At 71.4% G+C, this 1,428-nt stretch carries 1 protein-coding gene; it reads left to right on the top strand.

What is annotated here, in order from left to right; genetic code table 11:
* The coding region (locus BZL64_RS37250) for an MMPL family transporter (RefSeq protein ID WP_158101588.1) at positions 1 to 1,428 on the top strand (1,428 nt) is incomplete at both ends.

Raw genomic sequence — 1,428 nt, 5'->3', positions numbered from 1 at the left:
GGCGTCGACCAGGCCGTCCAGCCGCTGCGCGCGGCCGGTGCCGACGTCGAGTACGGCGGCCCGCTCGGCGAACTCGCCCGCCCCGCCGCGGACGACCGGATCAGCGAACTGATCGGCTTCGCCGTCGCCGTCGTCGTGCTGCTGGTCGGCTTCGGCAGTGTCATCGCCGCGGGGCTGCCCCTGCTGACCGCCCTGATCAGCGTGGTCGGCGGTCTCGCCTGCCTCGGCCTGCTCGCCGCCGCCTTCACCTTCGCGACCGTCTCCCCGACCCTCGCCACCATGATCGGACTCGGCGTCGGCATCGACTACGCCCTCTTCCTGGTCACCCGGCACCGGCAGAACGTCATGGACGGCACGGACCCGGCGCGCGCGGCCGGACATGCCACCGCCACCAGCGGACGGGCCGTGCTGGTCTCCGGCTGCACGGTGATCATCGCGTTGGCCGGCCTGTACGCGTCCGGCGTGAGCTTCATCGGCAAGCTGGGCCTCGCCGCCGCCGTCACCGTCGTCTCCGCGGTCGCCGGTGCCCTCACCCTCGTGCCCGCCCTGCTCGGCCTCATCGGCCGGCGCATCGACCGCTACCGGGTGCGCAAACCCGTCGCGGAGACCGCGGAGACCGCCGGGACCGCCGGCGCACCGGCCCAGGGCACCTGGCACCGCTACGCGCTGCGGGTGGAACGGCGGCCCTGGCGCTACCTCGCCGCGGGAGTGGCCACCATCGCCGTGCTGGCCATCCCGGTGTTCTCCCTGCAGCTCGGCCACATCGGTGACGGCGCTGACCCGACCTCCTTCACCGACCGACGCGCCTACGACCTGATGACCGACGCCTTCGGCCCCGGCTCCAACGGACCCCTCACCGTCGTCATCGATCAGAGCACCGTCCCCTCCGACCAGCGCTCCGCCCTCTCCTCCCAGGCACAGAAGACCCTGAGCGCGGTCCCGGGAGCGGCCGCCGTCACCCCGCTCACCCCCACCCAGGACGGCGACGTCCTGCTCGCCACCGTCTACTCCGCGAAGTCCCCGCAGAGCGCCACCACCACCGACCTGACGAACCGTCTCGTCGACGACACCCTCCCCGACGCAGTCTCCGGAACGGACGCCAAGACCTACGTCACCGGCACCACGGCCGCCCAGGTCGACTTCCGTGACATCGTGGCGAGTCGGCTGCCACTGATCATCGGCGTGGTCGTCGCACTGGCGTTCCTGATCATCCTCGCGGTCTTCCGCGGCCTCCTGGTCGCCGTCAAGGCCGCCGTCCTCAACGTTCTGTCGATCACGGCCTCCTACGGCGTCGTCGTCGCCGTCTTCCAGTGGGGATGGGGCGGGCCCGCCCTCGGCGTCTCCGGCAAGGTGCCCATCGAGAGCTATGTGCCGATGATGATGTTCGCGATCATCTTCGGCCTGAGCATGGACTACGAGATCTTCCTG

The organism is Streptomyces bobili (assembly GCF_002154575.1).
Taxonomy (GTDB): Bacteria; Actinomycetota; Actinomycetes; order Streptomycetales; family Streptomycetaceae; genus Streptomyces; species Streptomyces bobili.
This window is presented reverse-complemented; position numbering and strand designations above follow the sequence as displayed.